General features: G+C 71.9%; 15 protein-coding genes. 3 read left to right on the top strand and 12 right to left on the bottom strand.

Features of this window, described 5'->3' with window-relative positions:
- Positions 1-38 precede the first annotated feature (38 nt).
- From ACIBM5_RS26270 to ACIBM5_RS26235, 8 genes are all read right to left on the bottom strand, one after another.
- The gene (locus tag ACIBM5_RS26270; RefSeq protein ID WP_396009079.1) at positions 39-329 is read right to left on the bottom strand and encodes a hypothetical protein; all 291 of its coding nucleotides are present in this window, start codon (positions 327-329) and stop codon (positions 39-41) included.
- 66 nt (positions 330-395) lie between these two features.
- Positions 396-1,637 (bottom strand): glycerate kinase, encoded by a 1,242-nt coding sequence (locus tag ACIBM5_RS26265; protein WP_396009078.1) that lies wholly within the window; start codon positions 1,635-1,637, stop codon positions 396-398.
- The gene (locus tag ACIBM5_RS26260; protein ID WP_396009077.1) at positions 1,634-3,511 is read right to left on the bottom strand and encodes a prolyl oligopeptidase family serine peptidase; all 1,878 of its coding nucleotides are present in this window, start codon (positions 3,509-3,511) and stop codon (positions 1,634-1,636) included. The genes ACIBM5_RS26265 and ACIBM5_RS26260 overlap by 4 nt, the downstream gene beginning before the upstream one ends.
- Positions 3,508-4,584 (bottom strand): ABC transporter ATP-binding protein, encoded by a 1,077-nt coding sequence (locus ACIBM5_RS26255; RefSeq protein WP_396009076.1) that lies wholly within the window; start codon positions 4,582-4,584, stop codon positions 3,508-3,510. Before ACIBM5_RS26255 ends, ACIBM5_RS26260 begins: the two co-directional genes overlap by 4 nt.
- Positions 4,581-5,579 (bottom strand): ABC transporter ATP-binding protein, encoded by a 999-nt coding sequence (locus ACIBM5_RS26250; protein WP_396009075.1) that lies wholly within the window; start codon positions 5,577-5,579, stop codon positions 4,581-4,583. Before ACIBM5_RS26250 ends, ACIBM5_RS26255 begins: the two co-directional genes overlap by 4 nt.
- Positions 5,579-6,511 (bottom strand): ABC transporter permease, encoded by a 933-nt coding sequence (locus ACIBM5_RS26245; RefSeq protein ID WP_396009074.1) that lies wholly within the window; start codon positions 6,509-6,511, stop codon positions 5,579-5,581. Before ACIBM5_RS26245 ends, ACIBM5_RS26250 begins: the two co-directional genes overlap by 1 nt.
- Positions 6,508-7,476 carry an ABC transporter permease gene (locus ACIBM5_RS26240; RefSeq protein ID WP_391583376.1) on the bottom strand — a complete coding sequence of 323 codons (969 nt, stop codon included), beginning with the start codon at positions 7,474-7,476 and terminating at the stop codon, positions 6,508-6,510. The genes ACIBM5_RS26245 and ACIBM5_RS26240 overlap by 4 nt, the downstream gene beginning before the upstream one ends.
- Positions 7,477-7,507: 31 nt before the next feature.
- Positions 7,508-9,226: a peptide ABC transporter substrate-binding protein gene (locus tag ACIBM5_RS26235; protein WP_396009073.1), complete on the bottom strand. Its 1,719-nt coding sequence runs from the start codon at positions 9,224-9,226 to the stop codon at positions 7,508-7,510.
- 185 nt (positions 9,227-9,411) lie between these two features.
- Between ACIBM5_RS26235 and ACIBM5_RS26230 the strand changes: the two genes are divergently transcribed.
- Entirely contained in the window at positions 9,412-10,158 is a 747-nt protein-coding gene (locus ACIBM5_RS26230) for a TetR/AcrR family transcriptional regulator (RefSeq protein WP_396009072.1), read from the top strand.
- A gap of 88 nt (positions 10,159-10,246) precedes the next feature.
- Here ACIBM5_RS26230 and ACIBM5_RS26225 read toward each other — a convergent pair whose 3' ends face one another.
- From ACIBM5_RS26225 to ACIBM5_RS26215, 3 genes are read right to left on the bottom strand one after another with little or no spacing between them, the layout of a single operon-like run.
- Positions 10,247-11,374: a M20 family metallopeptidase gene (locus ACIBM5_RS26225; protein WP_396009071.1), complete on the bottom strand. Its 1,128-nt coding sequence runs from the start codon at positions 11,372-11,374 to the stop codon at positions 10,247-10,249.
- The gene (locus ACIBM5_RS26220) at positions 11,371-12,330 is read right to left on the bottom strand and encodes an alpha/beta fold hydrolase (RefSeq protein ID WP_396009070.1); all 960 of its coding nucleotides are present in this window, start codon (positions 12,328-12,330) and stop codon (positions 11,371-11,373) included. The genes ACIBM5_RS26225 and ACIBM5_RS26220 overlap by 4 nt, the downstream gene beginning before the upstream one ends.
- The gene (locus tag ACIBM5_RS26215) at positions 12,327-13,394 is read right to left on the bottom strand and encodes a tartrate dehydrogenase (protein ID WP_396009069.1); all 1,068 of its coding nucleotides are present in this window, start codon (positions 13,392-13,394) and stop codon (positions 12,327-12,329) included. Before ACIBM5_RS26215 ends, ACIBM5_RS26220 begins: the two co-directional genes overlap by 4 nt.
- 273 nt (positions 13,395-13,667) lie before the next feature.
- Here ACIBM5_RS26215 and ACIBM5_RS26210 point away from each other — a divergent pair, with 273 nt between their 5' ends.
- On the top strand, positions 13,668-15,206 hold the full coding sequence (locus tag ACIBM5_RS26210; protein ID WP_396009068.1) for an FAD-binding oxidoreductase: 1,539 nt from the start codon (positions 13,668-13,670) through the stop codon (positions 15,204-15,206).
- A 114-nt stretch (positions 15,207-15,320) separates the two neighbouring features.
- Here ACIBM5_RS26210 and ACIBM5_RS26205 read toward each other — a convergent pair whose 3' ends face one another.
- Entirely contained in the window at positions 15,321-16,262 is a 942-nt protein-coding gene (locus tag ACIBM5_RS26205; RefSeq protein ID WP_391583383.1) for a YihY/virulence factor BrkB family protein, read from the bottom strand.
- Positions 16,263-16,520: 258 nt separating this feature from the next.
- On the opposite strand from ACIBM5_RS26205, the gene ACIBM5_RS26200 reads away from it, so the two are divergent.
- Positions 16,521-17,249, top strand: a complete 729-nt coding sequence (locus tag ACIBM5_RS26200) for a hypothetical protein (protein ID WP_396009067.1) — start codon at positions 16,521-16,523, stop codon at positions 17,247-17,249.
- Positions 17,250-17,273: the final 24 nt, after the last annotated feature.

The following is a 17,273-nucleotide window of genomic DNA, read 5'->3' as shown; positions in this document are numbered from 1 at the left end:
TGTCCCTCGCACGGCGCAGGGCTCACGGCGCAGGGCGGTCAGCCCGCGGACCAGCCGCGCTCCAGCAGGTCGAAGGCCGCGTCGACCGCCCGCTCGGGGGCCTCGGTGCGGTGCGCCAGTGCCGAGGTCTCCAGGGCGAACGCCGCCGGCGCCGCGCTTCGCGGTTCCCGGGGTCGGCTCCGACGGCTTCGGCGATCGCCCGGCCGACCGAGGGCGTCCTGATGGCGCATCCACATGCGGTGGGCGTAGGTGCTCTGGGCCGGGAGCGGCCGGCCGAAGACGTCGACGACACCTTCGGCCCGGACGGCGCCGAACGGGTCCCGGCCCACATGATCACCCGCCGCCGACCCACGACGGCGCCCCGTTCCCGCCCGGCGCCCGGACACCACCCGGCCCTACCTCCCGCCCACCACGCCCACCTCGGGCAGGTGTTCGCGGGCGATCGACCGCCCCATGGCCTCCAGCAGCTGGGCGGCCGCGGCGATGGAGCGTTCCGGGTCGGGTTCGAGGCTGCCCAGGGTGTAGCCGGCCCGGAATCCGGCGGCGGCGACCTGCTCGCGGGTCAGGCTCAGGCGCCCGCACACGGCGATGACCGGGACCCCGTGGAGCCGGGCGCGGCGGGCGACGCCCAGCGGGGCCTTGCCCTGGAGGGTCTGCGCGTCCATGGAGCCCTCGCCGGTGACGACCAGAGTGGCGTCGCGCAGCGCCTGTTCGATCCCGACCGCGTCCAGGACGACGTCGACGCCCGGGCGGCGCCGCGCGCCCAGGCACACCAGCGCGCCGAAGCCGCTGCCCCCGGCGGCTCCCGCGCCCGGCAGCGCCGCGATCCGCCCCGCGTGCGGGCCCACGGTCGACGTCAGGACGTCGAGCAATCGGCCGAGACCGGCCTCCAGTACGGCGACGTCGCTGGGGCCGGCGCCCTTCTGCGGCCCGTACAGGACCGCGGCCCCGCCGGGCCCCAGCAGGGGTGCGTCGACATCGGTGGCGAGCACGAACTCGGTGGATGCCAGCCGTGGATCGAGGCCGGAGAGGTCGGCGTGGGCGAGGCCGCGCAGGGCCGCGCCGCCGTCGGGTATCGCTCCCCCGCCGGCGTCGGTGAACCGGGCCCCCAGTGCGCCGAGCAGTCCCGCTCCCCCATCCGTGCAGGCGCTGCCGCCCAGGCCCAGCACGATGGTGCGCGCACCGGTGTCCAGCGCCGCCCGCACGACCTCGCCGGCGCCCCTGCTGCTCGCGGTGAGCGGCGCCCGGATGTGGTCGGGCAGGAGGTCCAGGCCCGAGCTTTGGGCGAGTTCGACCACGGCCGTGTCACCGCGTTGGGCGTAGGAGGCGCGGACGGCCCGGCCGGTGGGCCCGCCGACGGTGACGATGCGGCGTCGGAAGCCGCACTGGACGAGTGCGTCCACGGTGCCCTCACCGCCGTCGGCGATGGGCAGAGTGGTCACCGACAGACCGGGGCGGGCACGGCGCAGCCCGGCCGCGAGGTGCCGGGCCACCTCCGTCGCGCCGAGCGAGCCCTTGAACTTGTCCGGCGCGAGCAGGACATGCGGCGGGCGCGTCCCGGGCGTCCCTGCCCCCGGTTCGGCGGCGGCGCCGCGGTCCGGGTCGGGTGTCGGCGGGACGGAGTGGGCCACGGTCATGCGGAGCCTTGTCCGGACGGCGGTTCGACCGGCCCCCGCGACCAGGGCTCACCGCGCAGGGCGGCCTGCACGAGGTCCATCATCTGCTGCTGGTCGTCGATCTCCTGCCGGCGGCTGCTGGTTTCGTGGCCGCCGCTGAACCAGTCGATCCGGACGTCCCCGCCCGCGCGTTGCAGGGCCTTCGCGTAGGCGTACGCCTGTTTGGGGGGAGTACGGGTGTCGTGGGTCGCCTGCACGATCCACACCGGTGCGCGGACCGCTTCGACGTAGGTGATCGGCGAGGAACGCCGGTAGCGGTCCGGGTCGAGGTCGGGGGCGGCGCCGAAGAACGCCTTCCAGGCCGCGCGCAGGGCCGGGTTCATGTCGTCGTAGGCGGTCACCCAGTCGGCCATCGGAACGAATGCCATCGCCCCCGCGAACAGCTTCGGCAGCCGGCCCGCGGACAGCAGGGACAGGAAGCCGCCGTAGGAGGCACCGGTGACGAAGACCCGGCCGGCGTCGGCGATGCCGTCGGCCACCAGTCGGCGTACCGCCGACTCGATGTCCTCCAGTTCCCGGTCGCCGATGGAGCCGATGAATCCCTCGCGGAACCGGCGGCCGAAGGTGACCGAGCCTCGGTAGTTCAGCGACGCGTACGCCACACCCGCGGCGACCCAGGCCTGTGCCTGCGGATTGTAGGAGTCCACCGACACCAGGTTCGGGCCGCCGTGCAGGTTCAGCACCAGGGGCAGCGGACCGTCGGCGTCCGGGGGCCGGCACACCCACAGTTGCAGCGGGGTGCCGTCGGTGGAGTGCACCGTGTACGAGGTGGCGCGCACGCCCGGCGCCAGGTCGGCCGGCGGATCGGCCGCGGGCGCCTCGCCCGTCGCGCGGTCGACGTGCAGGACGGTCAGGGGCTGGTCGAAGCGCTGGTGGAGCAGCCGGATGCGGCCGTCGGCGGCGTAGTGGGAGGCCCACTGGTTCAGGTGGGCGGCGGCGACGTCGGGCTCGAAGTACGCCCCGGTCGGATGGGCGACCGCCGTCAGGGTCCGGCTGCGCAGGTCGAACTCCAGCACCCGGTGCAGGCCCTCGTCGACGTGGACGAGCAGGATCCGCGAGCCGTCGTCGGACCAGTCCAACGCGACCAGGTCGCCGCGCAGATGCGGGGCGTCCACGTCGATGCGGCTGCCGTCGGCGGGGTCCCACACGCACGGGCGGGCGTGGCCGGTGCGCTCGGTGGACACGAGCAGCCGGCCGTCGCCGAGGACCGGGGAGAAGCGCACCGCCCGCACGGGTGCCTCCGGGCCGTCGGTGAGCCGGCCGAGGACCGCTCCCGTGTCGGTCGCCACGACGGTGACGGCGAAGCGGCGCACCCCGGGGTTGTGGTCGGTGGTGTCGATGCTCGCGATGTGCCCGTCGGCGGAGATCAGCCCGTTCCATGCCTCGTGGGGCGAGGTGAACAGCCGCCTGGGCGCCGAGCTTCCCGAGCGGTGCACGTGCCAGAGGCTGAAGCCGTCGGGGGCGGCCGCGGTGATCACGATGCCGTCGCCGTGTCGGGCGGTGTCGATGCCCCGGAGCGTGTACGGCGCGAGGTCGGGGGTCAGGTCGCGGCGTTCGGTCCCGTCCACGGAGGTGGCCCACACGTGTCCGACTTCCGAGCCGTTGTCGTCGTGCAGGCTCAGCACCCATGCGCCGTCCGCGCTCAGGATCGCCTCCCCGGGGTCGCCGACGTCGCTCGGGAGCGGCAGGTCGGTTCCTCGCGGTACGTCTCGGCGGACGAGGGCCTGGCCCTGCTCGGTGTCCTCGACCACCAGGCACAGGTCGCGCTCTCCGCGTGCGCGGCGCACGGACAGGATCCGGTCGGTGCTGAAGAAGCGGTGCCAGGACACGGTCATGGTGCGGGCCTTTCGGGGGTGGTGTCGGCGTCGGGTTGCGGTCCTGCGGGGGTGTCGGCGGCCGGCTTCGGTGCGGCGGCGGGCTCGGCGGCCGGTTGCGGCCGGACCTCGGGGAAGTGGCAGGCGGTCAGGTGTCCCTCGCTCGTCTCGACGAGTGGCGGTGTCACTGCCGCGCACACGTTCTGTGCCTTCCAGCAGCGCGTGCGGAAGCGGCAGCCGGAGGGCGGGGCCAGCGGGCTGGGGATGTCGCCCTCCAGCACGATTCGCTTGCGGGTGCGCTGGATACGCGGGTCGGGGATCGGCACGGCCGACAACAGGGCCTGCGTGTAGGGGTGTCGCGCGGAATCGAACAGCGAGTCCACCGGCGCGTGTTCGACGATCCGGCCGAGGTACATCACGGCGACCTCGTCGCTGATCTGGCGGACCACGGACAGGTCGTGGGCGATGAACAGGTAGGTCAGTCCGAGCTGTTCCTGGAGGTCGTCCAGCAGGTTGATCACCCCGGCCTGGACGCTGACGTCCAGGGCGCTCACCGGTTCGTCCAGGACCAGCACGTCGGGTTCCACGGCCAGCGCCCGGGCGATCCCGATGCGCTGGCGCTGCCCGCCGGAGAACTGGTGCGGGAAGCGGTGGGCGTGCGCGGGGTCGAGGCCGACCAGGTCCAGCAGTTCGTGGACCCGCTCCCGTTCGCGCCCCGGGTGCAGGCCGTGGATGCGCAGCGGCTCGGCGAGGATGGCCCGCACGCTCATCTGCGGGTTGAGCGAGGAGTAGGGGTCCTGGAAGACGAGTTGTACCCGGCGGCGGATGTCCGACAGGGCCCGTCGGTTCGCGGTGGCGATGTCGGTCCCGTCGAGCAGGACCCGGCCGCCGGCGGGGGTGACCAGGCGCACGAGGCAGCGGCCGAGGGTGCTCTTGCCGCAGCCGGTCTCGCCGACCAGGCCCAGGGTGCGGCCGCGGGCGATGCTGAAGTCCACCCCGGAGACGGCCTGCACGACGCCGGCGTTCCGGCCGCGTCCGCGGCCGGTCCGGTATTCGGCGACCAACCCGCTGACGTCCACCGCGGTCGTGGTCATCGTGTCACGCTCCCGATCTCGTGGTGGCGCACGCACGCCGTCGTGTGGGTCGGATCGACGGCCTGCTGTGGCGCGTCGACGTCGCCGCAGACCGCCGGGACCGCGTGCGGGCAGCGGGGCTGGAACGGGCATCCGGTGGGGCGTTCGCTCGGCAGCGGGGGCCGGCCGGGGATTTGTACCAGTCGTACGGCGCGGCGGTCGATGCGCGGCAGCGATCCGAGCAGGCCGGTCGTGTACGGGTGGGCGGGGTGGTGGAACAGCGCGTCGACCGGGCTTTCCTCCAGCTTGCGTCCGCAGTACATGACCATGACGCGGTCGGCGATGCCGGCGACCACCCCCAGGTCGTGGGTGATCAGCAGCACCGAGGTGTGGGTGCGGTCCTGGACGCGCTCGATCACGTCGAGGACCTGTGCCTGCACGGTCACGTCCAGGGCGGTGGTCGGTTCGTCGGCGATGAGCAGGTCGGGGTCGTTGGCGATGGCCATGGCGATCATGACGCGCTGGCGCATGCCGCCGGAGAGTTCGTGCGGGTATTGGTCGGCGCGGTCGCGTGGGGAGGCGATGCCGACCAGGTCCAGGAGGTCGACGGTGCGCTCGCGCAGGGCCTGGCGGCTTCGGCTCGCGTCGTGCACGGCGACGGCCTCGGCCACCTGCGTGCCGATGGTCATCATCGGGTTGAGCGCGGCGAGTGCGTCCTGGAAGACCACCGCGATCCGGTTGCCGCGGATCGGGCGCAGTTCGCGGTCGGAGAGGTCGAGCAGTTCCCGTCCGCGAAAGAGCACCGATCCCCGGGCGGTCGCGTTGCGCGGGAGCAGGCCCATGATCGCCATGGTGGCGGCGCTCTTGCCCGAGCCGGACTCGCCGACGATGCCCAGGGTCTCGCCGGGGGCGACGTCGAAGGACAGGCGTTCGACCGCGGTCACCGGGCCGGAGTCGGTCCGGTAGGTGACGGTGAGGTCGCGCACGGACAACACCGGGGACGTGTCGGGGGTCATCACTGCCTTCCCTGGGGGTCGAAGGCGTCGCGCAGGCCGTCGCCGACGAAGTTCACCGCGAGCACGGTGATCAGGATCGCCAGGCCCGGTACGTACAGCAGGTAGGCCTGCGAGGTGCCGATCAGTCCGGCGGCCTGGCTGAGCATGTTGCCCCAACTGGACTGGGGCGGTTGGATGCCGAACCCGAGGAAGCTGGTGGTGGATTCGAGGATGATGGCGGTGGCGACCGCCAGGGAGACGTTGACGGCGATCACGCCGGTCAGGTTGGGCAGCAGGTGGCGCACGACGATCCGCGGATTCGAGGCGCCGATGACCCGGGCGGCCTGGATGAACTCCTTGTTGCGCAGGGTGAGTACCTGCGAGCGCACGACCCGGGCGATCATGGTCCAGCCGAGCGCGGAGAGCACCAGGACGATGGTCACCGGTGAGGGGCCCACCGCCTGTAGGGCCAGGGCCAAGACGGCGATGGCGGGCACGATCAGGAAGAGGTCGGTCACCCGCATGATCAGTTCGTCGGCCCAGCCTCCGGCGAATCCGGCTATGGCGCCGACGGCGGTGCCGACGATGGTGGACAGCAGCGCGACGCAGATGCCGATCGCCAGCGAGACCTGCCCGGCGAACAGGACTTCGCTGAGGTAGTCGCGGCCGAGCGAGTCGGTGCCCAACCAGTGGGCCGAGGAGGGCTGTTGGGCACCCAGCAGGAGATCCTGCCGGTTGTGCGGGTAGGGCGCGATCCAGTCGGCACCGAAGCAGGAGATCGCCAGGGCGGTCAGGATCAGCAGGCCCACCACGGCCGGGCGGTGACGCAGGAGGCGTTCCAGCACGATCCGGTGTCGGGGCTTGTCCTTGGTCGCCGAGGGTTTGGTCGCTGCGGGCGTCGGGGTGGTCGGCGGCGCGGATTCGGCGATCCGCAGTGCGGCGGAGTCGGTCATCGCAGGGCCACCCTCGGGTCCAGAAGCGCGTACGCCACGTCGGCCAGCAGGTTGAAGGCGATCACGGCGACGGCCACCACGAGCATCCACGGGATCAGCACGAACACGTCGCCGGCCAGGATCGAGCTGAGGAAGAGCCGGCCCATGCCGGGGATCGCGTAGATCTGTTCGGTCACGACCAGCCCGCCGACCAGCGCGGCGGCATCGAGGGCCACCACGGTGACGAACGGGGCGAGCGCGTTGCGCAGGGCGTGCCGGAACAGGATGCGGCGGCGGGGCACGCCCTTGGCCCGGGCGGTGCGCACGTAATCGCTGCCGAGGGCTTCGAGCATCGAGGTCCGGCTGAACCGGGACCAGCCGGCGACCAGGCCGATGGTCAGGGTGACGACGGGAAGCGCCAGGTGGCGGAAGTAGTCGAGGTTGATCCCGCTTCGGCCCACCGAGTGCAGGCCGATGAAGTACAGCGGGGGTTCGCTCAGGCCGAACTGCTGCCTGGGCCACACCGCCAGGACCTGGATCAGCACCAGGCCGAGCCAGAACGCGGGCATCGCGATACCCATGTAGGAGAGCCCGGTGAGCACGTAGTCCCCGACCGAGTACTGGCGGGCCGCGGAGTAGATCCCGATGCCCAGGGCGATCACGGCGGCGAACAGCACTCCCCAGAACATCAGTTGCAGGGTGACTTCGAGTGCGGACCCGATCATCGGCAGCACGGACCCGCTGGTCCTGGTGCTGGTGCCCCAGTCCCCGGTGACGAATGCCTTCATCCACAGCAGGTACTGCTCGGGCACGGATCGATCCAGGCCGAGCAGCTCCGTCTGCCGGCGCACGGCGCCGGGGTCGGTCGACTGGCGCAGCTTGGCGAGCGGGTCGAAGGTGGCCCGGACCGCCCAGAACAGGATGAAGGAGGCGATCACCAGCACGGGCAGCGAGTAGGCCAGGCGGCGCACGGTGTATCTCAACATGGGGTGTCCTCGGCAAGGAGTCGGGCGCCGGTCATTTCGCCAGCCCCCATTCGGCGAGGTTCCAGAACGGGCCCCGGACGGGGTTGATGCCGATCGGGCCGCCGACTCTCTTGCCGGTCAGCAGGATGTTGGGGACCGCGCCCAGGGGCAGCGAGGGCACGGTCTCGGCGAGCAGCTTCTCGGTCCGATGCGAGGCCTCCAGCCGGGACGTCTGGTCGACGTCGGTGCTGACCCTGGCGAGCAGCGAGTCCAGGCCGGGCACGTTCGCGCGGATGAAGTTGATGCCCGAATTGCCGTTGGCGTCGCCGGGGATCGCCGCCGAGCCGAAGCTGGCGTCCAGGGTGGGGTCGGGGAAGGAGTCGGTCAGCGTCCACAGGCCGAGTTGGAAGTCCCCGGCCGGAGCGACCTTGCCGAACAGGTTCGCGGCGCTGGTGTTCTTGATCGTCATCTTGAATCCGGCCTGGCGTAGTTGCGACTGCAGGATCTGCTCGGTGAGTTCGCGGCTCTGGTTGCCGGCGAGGGAGACGATGGTGAACTGCGCGGCACGGCCGTCCTTGGCCCAGATCCCGTCGCCGTTCCTGGCCCACCCGGCGGCGGTCATGATCTGCTCGACCTTGGCCGGGTCGCGCCGGTAGGTCGCGAAATCCTCGGTCGCGAACGCGGACACCAGGGGTGACAGGAAGCTCTGCGCGGGCGCGGTCACGCCCAGCGAGCCGAAGAGCTTGCGTACGATGGCGCCGCGGTCGATCGAGTAGGCGACCGCCTCGCGGACCGCCTGGGAGTCGAACGGGAAGGCCGCGTTGTTCATCCACAACGCCTGGAGGTTCCCGGTCCGGGTCTCCACCTGCATGTTCGCGCTGCCGCCGAGCGAGTTGATCTGGGCGAGCACGTCGAGCTGCGGCGTCGGGTAGAGCGCGTCGAGCTGACCGCCGGCGAACGCCTGGAACTCGGCGGCGGTGTCGGTGGTGAACTGGAACGTCACCTTGTCCAGGTGCGGTTTGGCGCCCCAGTAGCGGTCGTTGGGTACCAGGGTGACGGAGGTGCCCCGGATCCAGGAGGCGATCTTCCAGGGGCCGCCGCTGAAGGTGTAGCCGTTCTTCATCAGCGCGTTGCGGTCCTTGCCTTCGAGCAGGTGCGCCGGCAGCACTCCGTACTCGGCGCCGAACAGTTGTCGCCAGTTGGCGTAGGGGGACTCGAGGGTGACGATCGCGGTCCGCGCGTCCGGGGTGGTGATCGAGTCGATCAGGTCGTAGCCGGTCCGGGTGAAGATGTCCTTGCCGTCGCGGATCTGCAACGCGGTGTATTTCAGGTCCGCCGAGGTGATCGGTTGTCCGTCGGACCAGACCGCGGCGGGGTTGAGCCGGTAGGTGATCGTCTGCCGTCCGTCCACGACCTCGGTGGTGGGTGTGGAGGCCATCAGGTCGGACGCGACGGGAACCCAGTCGTCGTCCTGCCGCACGACGGTGAAGACCTGCGGGATCGTCTGGGTCTGCATGAGGTAGGTGCCCCAGATGGAGCCGGCGCAGGTGGAGAGCCAGTCGGCGCAGTCCGGCTCCTGCTCGGCGCCGATGACCAGGCTCCCGCCCTGCTTGATCGGGACGTTGCGAGTGGAGTTGCCCGGCGCCAGTGCCGGCGCGCCCGACGTGCATCCGGTGGCCACGAGAACCGCCAGTGCCGCGAGGGCACTTCCGATCGGGGTGCGGCGCCGTCCGGCTCGGGACGGCCTGTGGTCGTTTCGTGACTGAATCATGGTTTTCGACCTTCCCTGTACGGGATGTCCCCGGGAGTCGATGATCAGAGTAAGGAGACGTGAACCGCTTAGCAATACAAGTAGGCTAGGAGTTAGCCGATGAGATTGACTTGAAATGTGGCGAGGCTTTCGGCAGGCTCGACCCAGCTGCGCCCATCGGCGCCGAACCCCAGGGAAGGACCCGCATGAGCGCCCCGAAGACCGAGGACACGCCCGGCCCCCGACCGGAGGGTTCGACACGCCGCCGGCTCCCCCGGGACACCCTCAGCCGCCGGGTCATCCTGGACGCGGCCGAGCGGGTCGCCGCCCGCGACGGACTGGACGCCTTCACGTTCCAGTCCCTCGCCAAGGAGGTGAACGCCCACCCCACCTCGCTCTACCGGCACTTCCGCGACAAGGACCAACTGGTCCTGGAGTTGATCGACGACCTGCGGGCCCGCTCCTACGGCGGCCGGCTGGAGGCGACCGATTCCTGGCGCGAGGACCTGCGAACCCTGGCCCGCTACATCCACGAACACCTGCTGCGCTACCCGCAGTTCGCCGTACAGATGGCCGCGCGCACCACGCGCAGGCCCACCGAGTTCGCCAACGTCGAGTTCGCCTTGGACGCGCTGCTGCGCGCCGGCCTCGACGAGGAGGACGCGGCCATGTACCTGCGGGTGTTCGGGAACGTGGTTCGCTCGCTGGCCAGTATGGAGGCGGGCATGCTCGTCCTGGACCCGGAGACCCGCGACGGCGACACCCTGGCCTGGCAGTTGGAGTACCGCAGGCTGCCGGCCGAACAGTACCCGCGCATCGCCGCGATGAGCGGGCAGCTCAAGGACATCGGCGACCCGCAGGTCTTCGACACCGCCGTGGACCTGTTCCTCGATGCGATCGAGGCCCGTGCCGAGCAGGCTCGGAAGGGGAAGTCCGCGCCCGAGGGAGGGTGAGCCGACCCGGCCCGCATGCGCTTGGTACGCCGGCGGCCGGCGTGCGGCCGAGGCGGATGCGGCAGGCGCAGGATCGGTACGACTGCGGTCAGCGTACGGTCGCGGCGACGGCCGGTGCCCGGATCAGCCCGGCCACCAGCATCGCGCGCTCCGGGAGCGAGCCCAGGTCCACCCACTCGTGCCGGGCGTGCGCGCCGGCGCCCGCCGGGCCGAGTCCGTCCAGGGTGGGAATGCCCAGCCCGGCGGTGAAGTTGCCGTCGGAGGCACCGCCGACCCGGGCCTCCTCGATCGCGGCCAGCCCGAGCTCGCGGGCCAACCTTTGTGCGGCCAGCAGGAGTTGCGCCGACATGGCGCGTTCCAGCGGGGGCCGGTTGATGCCCCCGGCCAGTTCGACGCCGGCTCCCGGCAGCTTGGCGCACAGGATGCCCAGCGCCTCCTCGACCCGCTCCAACTCCCGCCGTTCCCAGGCCCGTACGTCCACCTCGACATAGGCGCACTCGGGCACGGTGTTGGTCGTGGTCCCGGCCCGACCCACGGTGGGGGTGACCGTGGTGCCGCGGCCGCTGTCGCCGAGCCCGTCGATCGCCAGCACCTGGTGCGCCAGCTCCACCAGGGCGTTGACGCCGAGTTCCGGCTCCAGCCCGGCATGGGCCGCGCGTCCGCGCACACCCAGCCGATACAGCGCCACGCCCTTGCGGGCGGTCTTGAGGGCCCCGTCCCGACCGGGCTCCAGCACCAGCACCGCCCGGCAGCCGGCCGCCGCCTCCTCGACCAACGCGCGCGAGGTGGGCGAGCCCTGCTCCTCGTCGCCGGTGACCAGCATCCGCACGTCGTCCGGGCCGCCCGCCAGTTCCAGCGCGTCCAGAGCCGTCACCAGGCCCGCCTTCATGTCGAACACCCCCGGCCCGGTCGCCCGTCCGTCCACCGCGGTGAACGGCCGCTCGGCGAGCGTGCCCAGCGGCCAGACGGTGTCGGCATGGCCGAGCAACAGCACCGGAGCCCTGGCCGGGTCGCTCACCCGCTCGTGCACGTACAGGTGCGGCACCCCGTCCCTGACCACACGTTCGGCCCTGCCCAGCAGGCCGTTCGACCACGCGGCCAACAACTCGTACAGCGGGTCCAACCCCGGCACGTGGCCGGACGGCGTCTCCAACTCGACCAGTTGCCGCAGCCGGCGCAGCGAGCGGGCGGTGTCGACGTGGGGGGAAGTGTTCAACGGGATGCTCCCGGTTCGGTGTTCCGACAGAACGAGATCAGGGCGTGCGCCACGTCGTGCGGTGCCTCCTCGCACAGGTAGTGGTCGGCGCCGACGGGTGCCGCTTCGACCTGGCGCGCATAGGACTTCCAGATGCGCGGCACGTCGAAGCCGCGCCCCACGTAGCTGTGCGTGCCCCACAGCGCGAGCAGCGGCGGCTCGACCATCCGGCCCCGCTCGCGGTCGTGTCGGTCGTGCACCAGGTCGATGCCGGCCGCGGCCCGGTAGTCGGCGCACGAGGCGCGCACCGTGGCCGGGTCGAAGCAGCGCTCGTACTCGGCCGTCGCCGCCTCGTCGACGGGCATCCCGCCGGCGTGGCGACCGGCGAAGCGGCTGCGCAGCCAGGACGGGGTGTCCGCCAGGATCAGCCGCTCGGGCAGGTCGGACTCCAGCGCGAGGAAGAACCAGTGGAAGTAGGTGGAGGCCATCGCCCGGTCCACGTTCTCGAACATGTGCAGCGTCGGCACGATGTCCAGGACCGCCACGGACCGCACCCGCTCGGGAGCGTCCAGCGCCATCCGGTGCGCGACGCGCGCACCCCGGTCGTGTCCGACGACCGCGAAGCGGGAAAAGCCCAGCGACTCCATCAGCGCGACCTGGTCGGCCGCCATGACCCGCTTGCTGTAGGGCTCGTGGGAGGCGGTGTCGGCGGGCTTGTCGCTGTCGCCGTAGCCGCGCAGGTCCGCCAGGACGACGGTGTGGCCCGCCGCGACCAGTTCCGGGGCGACCCGGTGCCACATGGCCGAGGTCTGCGGGTAGCCGTGGAGCAGCAGGACCGGAGGACCCTCGCCCGCGACGAGCGCGTTGATCCGCACGCCGTCGCGGGACGACGCGACGCGCCGCAGACCGGGCAGGCCGTGTAGGTGGCGCAGGAGGCGCAGGCCGGGCAGGTGGGGGTTTCGATCGTGCGGGTTCATCCGACCGTTCCGGTTCGGCGCAGCTCCGCGATGAAGGCGTCGCACACCTGGTCCGTCGACAGCGTGCCGCCCAGGTCGGGGGTGACCGAGCCGGCGGCGACCACCCGGTCCATCGCCCGGACGAGTTCTCCGGCCGCCTCCCGCTCGCCGAGGTGTTCCAACATCAGGGCGGCGGACCAGATCTGGCCGATCGGGTCGGCCGATCCGGTACCGACGATGTCCGGCGCGGAGCCGTGGATCGGCTCGAACATCGACGGCCCGCGCCCGGTGGGGTCGATGTTGCCGCACGGGGCGACGCCGATGCTTCCGGCCAGGGCGGCGGTCAGGTCGCTGAGGATGTCGCCGAAAAGGTTGGAGGCCACGATCACGTCGAACCGCGTGGGGTCCAGGACGAGCAGCGCGGCCAGGGCGTCGACGTGGTAGTGCGTGAGTTCGACGTCGGGGAAGTCGGCGGCGACCTCGGCCACCACCTCGTCCCAGAACGGCATGGTGTGCACGATGCCGTTGGACTTGGTGGCCGAGGCCACCCGGCCCGAGCGGGTGCGGGCCAGCCCGAAGGCGTAGCGGGCGATGCGCTCGACGCCCAGTCGCGTGAACACGGCCTCCTGCACCGCCAGTTCGTGCGGCCGGCCGCGGTACAACCGGCCGCCGATCTCGCCGTACTCGCCCTCGGTGTTCTCCCGCACCACCACCAGGTCGAACGGTCGCTCGTCGCGCAGCGGCCCGCGGACCCCGGGCAGCGTACGCACCGGGCGCAGCGAGACGAACTGGTCGAACTCGCGCCTGATGGGGATCAGCAGCCCCCACAGGGACACGTGATCGGGAACCTCCGGCGTGCCGACCGCGCCGAGCAGGATCGCGTCGGCTTCACGCAGTCGTTCGATGCCGTCCTCCGGCATCATCGCGCCGGTCTCGGCGTGGAACGCGCACCCCCAGGGGTGCTCCGTCCACGACAGTTCGAACCCGTGGGTCGCGGACAGTACGTCCAGGACCCGCCGAGCGGCCGGCACGGTCTCCCGACCGATGCCGTCGCCGGGAATCGCCGCGATCCGATATGTGCGCACCTGAGTTCCCCATCCCCTCGCCAGTTAGCAACACACCTAGCCTAGGAGATAGCCACAGTGAATTGCTAGAGGCGATCGCATGTCACCCGCGCCTCGCCCTCCTCTCCCGCTCGGCCGGCGCCGCGCCGGAGACGGCGCGTCATCGCTTCCCGTGTCGTCCACCGATGGGCGCAACCGCGCGCGCCATCGGCAGGCTCCCGGGTAAGGATGGCAACGATGCAGAGCTGCGCTGCCGGCACGCGGTGCGCACGGGTCGCCGGGAGATGTGAGCACATGACGATCGATCGACGCGCGTTTCTGACCGCTTTGGGTGTCGGCGGTGCCATGGCGGTGACGGGTGCGGCAGCCGCGGGGACGACGCGGGGCGCGGCGCCGGTGTTCGGCGGGCGGCCGGTGCCGGGCGGCGCCGGGCCGCGGGTGTCCGTGGCGGTGGTCGAGCCGCCGGACTGGTCGGCGTTGAAGGCGCGGCTCGACGGGCGGCTGCTGCTGCCGCAGGACCAGGGGTACGGCGTGGCCCGGCTCGGATACAACGAGCTGTACGACGACCAACTGCCGGCCGCGGTGGCCCGGTGCACCTCCGCGGCGGATGTGCAGAGTTGCCTGGACGCGGCCCGTGGACACGGCGTGCCGATCGCCGCGCGCAGCGGCGGGCACAGCTACCTCGGGTACAGCGTGCCCGACGGCGGGCTGGTGATGGATCTGCGGCCGATGGCGCAGGTCCGGGTGCGGCCCGACGGGACGGTGCGGGTCGGCGCGGGGGCCCGGCTGATCGAGGTCTACGCCGCGCTGGCGCAGGCCGGGCGCCTGATGCCGGCCGGCTCCTGCCCGTCGGTGGGGGTCAGCGGGCTGGCCCTGGGCGGCGGGATCGGGGTGTTGGCCCGCAAGTACGGACTGACCTGCGATCGGCTGGTCTCGGCGGAGGTGGTCACCGCCGACGCGCGGGTGCTCACCGCCTCCGAGTACTCCGAGCCGGACCTGTACTGGGCACTGCGCGGCGGGGGCGGCGGCAACTTCGGCGTGGTCACCCGGTTCACCTTCAGCACCGAGCCGGCGCCCGCGCTCACCGTCTTCTCACTGCGCTTCCCGGCCGCTGCGACCGCCTCGGTGATCGGGGCCTGGCAGCAGTGGATCGCGGACGCGCCGCCGGAACTGTGGTCGAACTGCGTGGTCTCCGGCGGCACGCCGCCGACCTGTCGGGTGGGCGGGTGCCATGTCGGCACCGCCGACGGGCTGAACCCGCTCCTGGACCGGCTGATCGCCGCCGCCTCCACGCAGCCGACCTCGCGCAGCGTGCAGGCCAAGAGCTATCTGGACGCGATGAAGTACATGGCCGGCTGCGCGAACGACACCATCGCGCAGTGCCATCCGACGTTCGAGGGCGGGCGGTTGCCGCGCTCGTCCTTCGTCGCCGTCTCCCGGGTGCTGCCCGCCCCGCTGGACGCGCAGCGGATGGTGCAGCTGATGGCCGGGCGTACCGGGATGGACCTGCTGCTGGACTCGATGGGCGGCGCGGTCGCGCGGCTCGCCCCCGACGCGACGGCCTTTCCGCATCGCTCGGCGCTGGCCACGGCGCAGATCTACGCGAGCACCACACCCGCCGGCCAGGCCGAGGCCACGGCCGCGGTGGATGCCGTCCGGGACGGGCTCGAAGCGCTGGGCGCGACGGGCGCCTACGTCAACTACATCGACGCGAACCTGCCGGACTGGGGTACCGCCTACTACGGCGAGAACCTGACCCGCCTGAAGGCGGTCTCGCAACGGTACGACCCGGACGAGGTGTTCACGTTTCCCCAGTCGGTGGCGCGGGCCTGAGCCCGTCCCACCACCTCGGCAGGATCGTTCGGCGCCCGGATCCGGGCGGCAACGCGGTTGCCGGATCCGCGCACCGAGACCGTCGGCCTTCGGTGTCCGGCACCGGATCGATCCTCAAGCCCCGGGGTCCGGTTGCACGGGTTCGGTCAAGTGGGCGCGGACGGCCTCCAGTTGGGCGGCGAAGGCCAGGCCCAGGAACAGCGCGATCGAGGTCAGGTAGGCCCACAGGATCAACGACACGAACGCGCTGAGGGGTCCGTAGACCGAGTCGAAGGAGCCGCTGAGCCGGACGTAGAGGCCGAGCAGCCACGTCAGCAGCACCCACAGCACCAGGTAGACGGCCGCCCCGAACGCCAGCCAGGTGAAGCCGGGTTGGCTGCGGCGCGGGGACCACCGAAACACCGCGGACGCCGAGATCAGCGCGAGCGCGACACCCACCGGCCAGCACAGGACGCCCGACACCGTGCGCTGCGTATCGCTCCAGCCGTATACGTCGGCGGCCGCCCCGACCATGTCGCGGCCGGCCACGGTCAACACCACGCCGAGCCCGATCGGCACACCCACCACCAGCGTCATCACCGCGGCGCGGCCGTACTTGCGCGCGAACGGGCGATCACGCTCGACGCCGTATATGCGGTTCGCGCCCCGCTCGATCTGGCTCATCGCGGTCGCGACGTTGACCAGCGAGAACAGCAGTCCGAGGGAGAGTGCGACCGCGCTTCCTTCGCCCGCGTCGCGCAGGGTGTCCTGCACGACGGCCGAACTCGGGCCCGTGGACAGCCGAGCGAGCGCGGCGGAGACGAACCGGCCGAATTTGTCGGTGTGCAGGACCCGGGAGAGTCCGACGACGGCGATCGCCAGCGGGACCACGGACAGCACCGTCTGCAGGGCGAGCGCACGCGAGTGGGTGAACCCGTCCGCGTACCGGAAGCGGATGAACGCGTTCCTGACCAGCTTCCACCCGCCGTAGCGGCGCAGCGTCGCCCACGCCTCGTCCCCGGAGAGTTCCTCGCCCATCATGTCCCGCGTCTGCGGAACCTTCATCGCTGTGCCCATGGACGGCTTCTGCCCGGCCCTCGCGAATGCAGCGCTCGGCGGCGGGTGGGTTTCCTTCTCGGACCGATCGTGCCGCATCGCCCGGGAGCCGGTCGCCACTCGGGAACCCCGCGGCGTCGGACGCCGGCCGACCCCGGGGGCAGCCCCGCGCGCACGCGTCGGAGGCAACTCGGGATCATGTATGCGAGTCGCGGTCGGTGGGGTCGGGGCGGGAGCGGATCGGGGACGTCGATGGCACATGTGGGTTCGGTTGTGCGGGTGACGGCGGCAGCGGTGGGAATGGCGTTGTTGACGGGGTGTTCGGCAGCCGTGGACCTGGCCGACGCGACCTCCGGGAACCTGTCGGGACTGGGCGACAAGGCGCTGCACGAGCGGATGCGCAAGGCGGTGAACGGTGTTCGCTACGTGCGCATCTCCGACGTTCGGGCGGCGACCACGAGCACCCGCACCGACGTGCATCTGGACATGCGGACCGGCGACTTCACCACCAGCGGCAAGGCGGCGAGCCACACCATCGAGATGATCAGCGTCGGCGGAGACCTCTACGTCAAGGCTTCGCGCGCCTATTGGCAGCGGCGCCTCGGACCCGACCGGGCAGACCTCGTGGCCGCGTTGGAGGGCAAGTACGGGCATGCCGCGGCCGACGACCCGGTGCGGTCGAAGATGGCGGCCACGGCCAAGGCGGTCGATCCCCGCACCGTCGTGGACAAGTTGGCGAAGGCCGATCGGCGCGAGGAGACCTTCGTCGACGGGCGTCGTATGGTCGTGCTCGCAGTGACCGAGTCGGGCGAAGCCGCCCGGATGTACGTCCCGGCCGACGGCCCGGCACTGCCCTATCAGGCGATCTCGCCCGACTCCGGATCGGACGACGGGGCCGTCACGGTGACCTGGTCGGAATACGACCGTCCCGTCGACATCAAGGCACCTGCCCGCGACCTCGTCGTCGAACTCCCCAACCTCGGCAAGGCGCCCGGCCCCGCACTGTGACCGGCGGGTGCGACGGAGTCTCGC

It is taken from the genome of Embleya sp. NPDC050493 (assembly GCF_044458105.1).
In the GTDB taxonomy this organism is placed as follows: domain Bacteria; phylum Actinomycetota; class Actinomycetes; order Streptomycetales; family Streptomycetaceae; genus Embleya.
Note: the sequence above shows the minus strand (reverse complement) of the source record. Positions and strands in the feature narration are given on the sequence as shown.

Excerpts from the sequence above, each read along its gene's own strand:
- ACIBM5_RS26230 (WP_396009072.1), top strand. The coding sequence starts at position 9,412 with ATGAGCGCCCCGAAGACCGAGGACACGCCCGGCCCCCGACCGGAGGGT.
- ACIBM5_RS26255 (WP_396009076.1), bottom strand. The coding sequence starts at position 4,584 with ATGACCACGACCGCGGTGGACGTCAGCGGGTTGGTCGCCGAATACCGG.
- ACIBM5_RS26205 (WP_391583383.1), bottom strand. The coding sequence starts at position 16,262 with ATGGGCACAGCGATGAAGGTTCCGCAGACGCGGGACATGATGGGCGAG.
- ACIBM5_RS26220 (WP_396009070.1), bottom strand. The coding sequence starts at position 12,330 with ATGAACCCGCACGATCGAAACCCCCACCTGCCCGGCCTGCGCCTCCTG.
- ACIBM5_RS26260 (WP_396009077.1), bottom strand. The coding sequence starts at position 3,511 with ATGACCGTGTCCTGGCACCGCTTCTTCAGCACCGACCGGATCCTGTCC.
- ACIBM5_RS26240 (WP_391583376.1), bottom strand. The coding sequence starts at position 7,476 with ATGTTGAGATACACCGTGCGCCGCCTGGCCTACTCGCTGCCCGTGCTG.
- ACIBM5_RS26250 (WP_396009075.1), bottom strand. The coding sequence starts at position 5,579 with ATGACCCCCGACACGTCCCCGGTGTTGTCCGTGCGCGACCTCACCGTC.
- ACIBM5_RS26210 (WP_396009068.1), top strand. The coding sequence starts at position 13,668 with ATGACGATCGATCGACGCGCGTTTCTGACCGCTTTGGGTGTCGGCGGT.
- ACIBM5_RS26245 (WP_396009074.1), bottom strand. The coding sequence starts at position 6,511 with ATGACCGACTCCGCCGCACTGCGGATCGCCGAATCCGCGCCGCCGACC.
- ACIBM5_RS26235 (WP_396009073.1), bottom strand. The coding sequence starts at position 9,226 with ATGATTCAGTCACGAAACGACCACAGGCCGTCCCGAGCCGGACGGCGC.
- ACIBM5_RS26265 (WP_396009078.1), bottom strand. The coding sequence starts at position 1,637 with ATGACCGTGGCCCACTCCGTCCCGCCGACACCCGACCCGGACCGCGGC.